5 protein-coding genes are annotated in these 7,806 nt (G+C 64.1%); 4 read left to right on the plus strand and 1 reads right to left on the minus strand.

The window, feature by feature from the left end:
- Positions 1–13 precede the first annotated feature (13 nt).
- Positions 14–346 (minus strand): HdeA/HdeB family chaperone, encoded by a 333-nt coding sequence (locus tag QCE69_RS19210; RefSeq protein ID WP_309932303.1) that lies wholly within the window; start codon positions 344–346, stop codon positions 14–16.
- Positions 347–765: 419 nt separating this feature from the next.
- Between QCE69_RS19210 and QCE69_RS19215 the strand changes: the two genes are divergently transcribed.
- The 4 genes from QCE69_RS19215 to QCE69_RS19230 all read left to right on the plus strand — a co-directional run bounded on the left by QCE69_RS19215 (position 766) and on the right by QCE69_RS19230 (position 7,561).
- Positions 766–2,325, plus strand: coding sequence for an efflux transporter outer membrane subunit (locus QCE69_RS19215; RefSeq protein WP_309921702.1), 1,560 nt, complete (start codon positions 766–768; stop codon positions 2,323–2,325).
- A 73-nt stretch (positions 2,326–2,398) separates the two neighbouring features.
- On the plus strand, positions 2,399–3,580 hold the full coding sequence (locus QCE69_RS19220) for an efflux RND transporter periplasmic adaptor subunit (protein WP_309932304.1): 1,182 nt from the start codon (positions 2,399–2,401) through the stop codon (positions 3,578–3,580).
- Between the two features lie 10 nt (positions 3,581–3,590).
- Positions 3,591–6,881, plus strand: a complete 3,291-nt coding sequence (locus QCE69_RS19225) for an efflux RND transporter permease subunit (protein WP_309932306.1) — start codon at positions 3,591–3,593, stop codon at positions 6,879–6,881.
- Positions 6,882–6,910: 29 nt separating this feature from the next.
- Entirely contained in the window at positions 6,911–7,561 is a 651-nt protein-coding gene (locus tag QCE69_RS19230) for a TetR family transcriptional regulator (protein ID WP_309932308.1), read from the plus strand.
- Positions 7,562–7,806: the final 245 nt, after the last annotated feature.

The raw sequence follows: 7,806 nt of genomic DNA on the forward strand, positions 1-7,806 counted from the left end.
ATAGCGCATGCGTTCAATGATGGTCGAACGGGGCAATCTGCTTCGACTTGATCATCGAGCGGACCTTGGTCATGAACTTGGTCTGCGGGTCTTTCTGGCATTCCTGCGCGACGGTCGCGGCGACCGGCTGCATGGTATCGACGACCGTGGTTTCGGTGCCCGACACGCCGAGCTTGTCGACGCCCGCCACCCAGTAAACCAGCGCCGGCTTGTATGCGTCGTCAACCTGAACGAAGTCGGCGCACGTCATCTTGGCGGGAGCGATCTTTTCAGCTGCGTGGGCCATGCCGGACACGCCGACGGTGAGGACGCACAGGGCGGCTGCGAGGCTTTTTGTGAGGTTCATTTGGACATCCTTGATGATGGTGAAGAGGTGAAGTTCGAGACTGCCTGCGCATCGTATCGGCGCAGACTTAGCCGGGAATTACCATCAAGGAAGGATGCCTGTGGAGATGAGTTCAAGGGCCGATTTCCGACGAGCTTGACCCGGAGGCGACGGGCGTACCGACGCAAGCCGCGAGATCAATCGAAGCACAAGCAATTTGTAATAACGTCGTCAAGATATCTTCAGCTATCCGGTACGTCACGATTGACACGAAATATTCCGCATACCGTACCGATCGCGGCGGTAATGGAACGATTAAAAATTCTTATTTACTGGTTATCCTGATCAAGAGATAGAGTAGTTATCTTGCGATAGCCATGAATTAACAGGTAATACCAAACAAGCATGTCGTAATCCTGTTTCGGTAGAGGAGGATGCGCATGACCGCAGGTTCGCGAAGCTTCGATTCCCCACGCGCCGGCCGCATGCGCACGCAATGGCGTCATGCCGCGCGCGCCACTTCAGGGTTCGTTGTCGTCGTATCGCTTGCGGCATGCATGATGGGCCCCGACTACCGCAAGCCCGAAGTACAGATTCCGCAAGGCTTCAAGGAAGGCGTCGACTGGCAGCGCGCAGACGCCAATCCGCAAGCCGCCATCGACAGCACCTGGTGGCGCATGTACCACGACGACACGCTCAACGGCCTCGTCGAGCAGGCGCTGCAGGCGAATCAATCGATCGCGGTGGCGGAGGCGGCCTATCGCGTCGCGCTCGCGACCGTGGAGAGCAACCGGGCGGGGCTGTTCCCGATCGTCACGGCGGGGCTGTCGGGCGCGCGTTCGGGCGGCGCGATCCAGTCGGCGAGCGCGGGCCGCAGCGCGGGTTCATCGACCATCGCCGCGCCGGGCAACAGCGTGGTGGCGCTGGGTTCAGTCAGCTGGGAACTCGATCTGTGGGGCAGCGTGCGCAGGCAGATCGAGCAGGCGAAGGCCAATGCGCAGGCATCGGACGCACAGCTGGCCGGTGAGCGCCTGTCGATCGCGGCAAGCGTCGCCACCGACTACTTCGAACTGCGTCAGGCCGATTTCGATGTCCGGGCGCTGCAGGAGCAGCAGGACATCGACACGCGCCTCCTCGCGATGACCCAGGCCGCCTATCAGGCGGGCCAGGCGTCGAACGACGACCTGCTGTTGTCGTATCAGGAACTGGACACGGTGATTGCCCAGTTGCAGACGGTCGCCACGCGGCGCGAGCAGGACGAGCATGCGATCGCCGTGCTGACCGGCGTGCCGCCCGCGTCGCTCAGCATCGCTCCGGACCCCGACTACCATTTCATCGCCCCTGCGCTGCCTTCCTCGCTGCCGTCGGAACTGCTCGAGCGGCGCTATGACGTCGTCAGCGCCGAGCGCTCGGCGGCGGCGGCCAATGCGAGCATCGGCGTGGCCGAAGCCGCGTTCTTTCCGACCGTCTCGCTCTCGGCGGAAGGCGGCTTCGCGCACAACACCATCGCGCATCTGTTCACGGTGCCGAACCGCTTCTGGACCTTGGGGCCGGACATCGCGCAAACCATCTTCGACGGCGGCGCGCGCACGGCCGCGATGCACGAGGCCCGCGCGAACTACGACGAGAACGTCGCCAACTATCGCAACACGGTGCTGACGGCGTTCCAGAGTGTCGATGACAGTTTGTCCTCGATGAATCATCTGCGCGCACAGGAAGGCGCGTACGCGAAGGTGCTGGACAGCAACAGCCGCATCTTCGCGAGTCAGGAGGCGCAGTTCAAGGCGGGCGCGGCCAGCCAGCAAAGCGTGCTGACCCAGCGCCTCACGCTGATCCAGGCGCAACAGAGTCTGCGCGACACGCAGGCGCTGCTCGCGCAAAGCCATGTGTTGCTCGTGAAGAATCTCGGCGGCGGCTGGCAGCGCGCTGACGCCGACATGGCGTCGGCGGCATCGGCACCGGGCGTGGCCGCGCAGCGGCCCGTCGCTTCATCGGATTGACAGTCGCACGCTGTATGACGCGCACGCCTCGAAGGCTGCGCGCGAGCCGGTTGCAAGCAAAAACGGAGCTCTCATGAAGTCACGTCCCTGGCGCGTCTCGCTCTCGTATTTGTGTCTGATCGTCCTTGCCGCCTGCCACAAGAGCACGCCGCCGCCGCCACCGCCGCAGGTCTCGACGATGAAGGTGCACGCGCAGACGGTGCCGCTCGAACGCCGCTTCGTCGGCCGCCTGTCGCCGTACTACAGCGCGAACGTCACCGCGCGCGTGTCCGGCGTGCTGCTCAAGCGGAACTACGTGGAAGGCTCGCAGGTCCATGCGGGCCAGTTGCTGTTCGAGATCGATCCGACCTTTTATCGCGCGCAACTCAACAACGACCTCGCGGTGCTCGCCGAGGACCAGGCCACTTACACGAACGATCATGTGACCGCCTTGCGCAATCGCAAGCTGTTGCCGGTGGGATCGGTGTCGCAGCAGACGGTCGACAATTCGGATGCCGCCGAGCGCAGCGCGGCCGCCAAGATCAAGGCCGACGAGGCGCTGGTCCAGAGCGCGCGCGTGTCGCTCGACTACACGCGCGTGACCGCGCCGATCAGCGGCATCGCGGGGCAGCAGCAGGTCACGGCGGGCGCGGTGGTGGGCAGCAGCACGGCCGACAGCGGCGGCAACGGCACCTTGCTGACCACGATCCAGCAGATCGATCCGATGTACGTCAACTTCACGATCAGCGCGGCCGACCTGGCGACGCTGGAGCAGGCGCAGAACGGCGGCGGGATCGAACTGTCGCAACAGAACCAGACCACGGTGCGGATCGCGTTGCCGAACGGCGCGTCGTACGGCAGCGTGGCCCGGCTCGATTTCTCCGACGTGACCGTGAACTCGTCCACCGGTGCGGTCAATCTGCGCGCGCTGGTCGCGAACCCGAACCGGCGTCTCTTGCCCGGCATGTTCGTGTCGCTCACAGTGGACTTTGGCCGCCAGAACAATGTGTTCCTGATCCCGCAGCAGGCGCTGCTGCGCGACACCACGGGGGCCTACGTGCTCACGATCGGCGCGGACAGCAAGGCGGCGCGGCGCGATGTCGAGACGACCGACAGCCTCGGCGACAACTGGGTCGTGACGAAGGGGCTCAAGGACGGCGACGAGATCGTCGTCATCGGCGTGCAGATGGCGCACGTCGGGGCGCCGGTGAAGGCGGTCGCGTGGGAGCCGCCTGCGTCGGGACCGGGCGCGGCTTCGGCCGGCGCGGCGAAGTAGGAGAGCGCCCATGCCGAGTTTCTTCATCGACCGTCCCGTCTTCGCGTGGGTCATCGCGATCCTGCTGTCCCTGTTCGGCATTCTCTCGGTGCGGACCATGGGGATCGACTCGTATCCGGATATCGCGCCGCCGCAGGTGACCGTCACCGCGCAATACCCGGGCGCGAGCGCGCAGACGATGGAATCGACCGTCACGCAGGTGATCGAACAGCAGCTCACCGGTATCGACAACCTGCTGTACTTCAGTTCGACGTCGAGCGCCAACGGCCAGACGCAGATCATCCTCACGTTCGCGACCGGCACCAATCCGGATATCGCACAGGTGCAGGTGCAGAACAAGGTGACGCTGGCCGAACCGCTGTTGCCGTCGCAGGTCACGCAGCAAGGGGTGATCGTCGCGAAGTCGAGCCCGGACATCCTGCTGTTCATCGCGCTGCAATCCGAGAATGCGGCGATCGATGCAGGCCGGCTCTCCGACATTCTCGCGTCGCAGATCCAGCCGGTGATCGGCCGCGTGACCGGCGTGGGCAATACGACCCTGCTCGGTTCGGAATACGCGGTGCGCATCTGGCTCGACCCGGACAAGCTGCAGAGCTACGGTCTCTCGACGACGCAGGTGCTCAACGCCGTCACCGGACAGAACGCGCAGTTCGCGGCCGGCTCGCTCGGCGCCGATCCGGCGGTCAAGGGGCAGGTGTTCACCGCGACCGTGTCAGGCGACAGCCTGTTCTCGTCGCTGCAGCAGTTCCGCGACATCATCGTGGTGGCGAACAATAACGGCACCACAGTCAGGCTGAGCGATGTCGCGCGCATTTCGTTCGGCTCGCAGACCTATGGCCAGGCGCCGGTCTACAACGGCAAGCCCGCCGGCGGCCTCGCGGTGTTCCTGCTGCCGGGCGCGAATGCGCTGACGGTCGAAAAGGCGGTCAAGGCCTCGATGGACACGCTCGCGCGCGACTTGCCCGAAGGCGTCACGTGGAGCATCCCATACGACACCACGCCGTTCATCACGGCCTCCATCGCGGATGTGATCCGCACGCTGGTCGAGGCGATCGTGCTGGTGTTCTTCGTGATGCTGGTGTTTCTGCAGAACCTGCGCGCGACCATCATCCCGACGCTCGTGATTCCGGTGGCGCTGCTCGGCACCTTCATCGGTCTCGCGGCGCTGCACTACACGCTGAACCAGCTGACGCTGTTCGGCATGGTGCTGGCGATCGGGATCGTGGTGGACGATGCCATCGTCGTGATCGAGAATGTCGAGCGCATCATGACCGAGGAGAATCTGGAGCCACGCGCCGCGACCCGCAAGGCGATGCAGCAGATCACCGGCGCCATCATCGCGATCACCGTGGTGCTGTCCGCCGTGTTCATTCCGTCCGCGCTGCAGCCGGGCGCGACCGGCATCATCTATGCGCAGTTCGCGCTGACCATCGCGGTGTCCATGGGCTTTTCCGCATTTCTCGCGATGTCCTTCACGCCTTCGCTGTGCGCCGCGATCCTCAAGCCCGAGCATCAGGTCAGGAAGAACGCGTTCTATCGCTGGTTCGACCGGACCTTCGACTGGACCACCGCCCACTACCTGAGCCATGCGGGCAAGGCAGTGCGGCATGCGCCGCGCTGGATGATCGGCTTCGTGCTGGTCGTGGTGCTGACGGGCTTTCTGTACACCCGGCTGCCCACCAGCTTCGTGCCCGATGAAGATCAAGGCTTCGCCCTCGCGCTCGTGAACCTGCCGTCCGGCTCCACGCTGGAGCGCACCAATCATGTCATGGGCGAACTGCGCGAGAAGCTTTTGCACAGCGCGGTCGGCAAGGACATCGTCGGCATCTTCCAGCCGGAAGGCTTCAGCTTCGTCGGTACGAGCGAGAACGTGGGGATGTCCTTCATCAAGCTGTCGGACTGGGACAAGCGCTCCCAGACCGCGATGCAGCTGATCCCGCAGTTCAACCGCATTCTGTCTTCCATTCCGGATGCGCAGATCTTCGTGGTGAACCTGCCGACCATTCGCGGCCTGAGCCAGTTCGGCGGTGTCGACATGTACTTGCAGGCACGCGCGGGACAGTCACGCGCAGAGCTTGCACAGGCGCAGGGCGTGCTGCTCGGGAGCGCGGCGAAGAGCCCGGTGCTGTTCGGCATCCGGCCCAACTCGCTGCCGTATGCGCCGCAACTGGATATCGCCGTGGACCGCACGCAGGCGCAGGCGATGGGCCTCTCGCTCTCGGATGTGTACCAGACGCTCGAGATGGAGCTCGCGCCGTTTTATATCAACCAGTTCACCTACGGCGGCCGCGTCAAGCGTGTCTACGTACAGGCCGATGCGCCGTTCCGCATGAGTCTCGATGCGCTTCAGCATCTGTACACGCCGAGCGTGTTCACTTCGACGGCTTCCGCCTCGAAGAGCGGCACGGTCACGACGGTGGCGTCGAATGGCTTCGTCACGCCGGTCGATCCGTCGCCGGCCAATACGTCGATCGCGCCTTACAACATGGTGCCGCTGGCGAGCGTGGTGAACGCGAAATGGGCCTTCGGGCCGACGGTGCTGCCGCGCTACAACGGCTTCTCGGCGATCGAGATCGTCGGCAACTCGGGGCCGGGCTATTCCACCGGACAGGCGATCGACACGCTCGACGATATCGTCAACCACCAGTTGCCACGCGGCTTCGCTGCCGACTGGACCGGACAGTCGTACCAGGAACTGCTGTCGGGCTCGTCGGCGACGACGCTGATGGCGCTGTCGATCGTCGTCGTCTTCCTGTGTCTCGCCGCGCTCTACGAGAGCTGGTCGATTCCGGTCTCGGTGCTGCTGGTCGTGCCGCTCGGCATGCTCGGCATGCTGGTGTTCTGTCTCGGCTTCAGCGTGCCGAACGATATCTACTTCAAGATCGGTCTTGTTACCGTGATCGGGCTGGCGGCGAAGAATGCGATCCTGATCGTCGAGTTCGCCGTGGAGGGGCAGCAAAAGGGCATGACGCTGCGCGATGCCGTGCTGACCGCGGCGCGACTGCGATTGCGGCCGATCCTGATGACGTCGATGGCGTTCATTCTCGGCGTGTTCCCGCTCGTGATCTCGTCGGGCGCGGGCGCGGCTTCGCGCCATGAGATCGGGACTGGCGTGATCGGCGGGATGTTGTTCGCGACCTTCCTCGGCCTGCTGCTGATTCCGGTGTTCTATGTCGTGGTGCGCCAGTTGCTCGGCGACAAGCTCGACGAGGTATCGCGCAAGATGCCGCATCACGGACAGAACGGCGGCCATGATGCCAGCGGACCTCCTGAAGGTACAGGCGAGGACAAGCCGGTGTAATGGCGACACCAGCAGCGGGGACGCGGCGGATGAAGAGAACGCGGCAACAGGCCCAGAGTACGCGCGACCAGATCCTCGATGCGGCCGAGCGCGTGTTCGCCGAACGCGGCGTGTTTCATGCGACGCTGGAGGCGGTTGCGCTGCGCGCGGGCTTTACGCGCGGCGCGGTCTATGGGCATTTCCGCAACAAGGGTGATCTGTTCGTCGCGGTGACGAACCGCGTGAGCTTGCCGATGGAGTTGCTCGTCGCAGCCGCCGTCGATGCAGCCGAACCGGACCCGCTCGGCAAGATACGCGCGCTGCTCGTGTATTGCCTGGGCACGGTGGCGATCGAACCGCACAGCCGCCATGTGTTCGAAGTGCTGTTCACGAATTACGAGCACACGCACAACATGGGCGATATGGACATCGTGTTCGAGCGTCAGCGCGATGCCGCCCGCAGGGGACGCAAGCAACTGCAGTTGGGGCTCATCAACGCAATCGCACGCGGACAGTTGCCGCTCGAACTCGATACCGCGCGCGCTTCAAGCGTCGTGCATGCGTTTCTGGGCGGTGTGCTGCGCGACTGGCTGATGGATCAGGATTCCATCGAGCTGCCGCGCGATGCAGAATATCTGAGCGACGTGTGCATCGGGATGCTGCGAGATTCACCTTCGTTGCGACGCACGTCAACGGCGTGAAAGGGCAGGGCGCTTCAAGCTCATCAACTCCGTCACCTCATCCCGGTCCTCAGCGGACAGCATCGGGATCGTCAGCCACTTCCCATCGGATGCGCGCGGGCTTCCTCATGGATCGAAGCGGGTGTAGCTCCCCCGGATGATTATCGAGTCGGTCTTGCAGAATCGCGCGAAGCCAAGCGCAGCGTGCGGATAGGTGCAGATAAGCAGTTGCGAAACTCCCAGTTTCAATATGAAATGGGCCTATC

This window comes from Caballeronia sp. LZ032, from assembly GCF_031451315.1.
GTDB lineage: Bacteria > Pseudomonadota > Gammaproteobacteria > Burkholderiales > Burkholderiaceae > Caballeronia.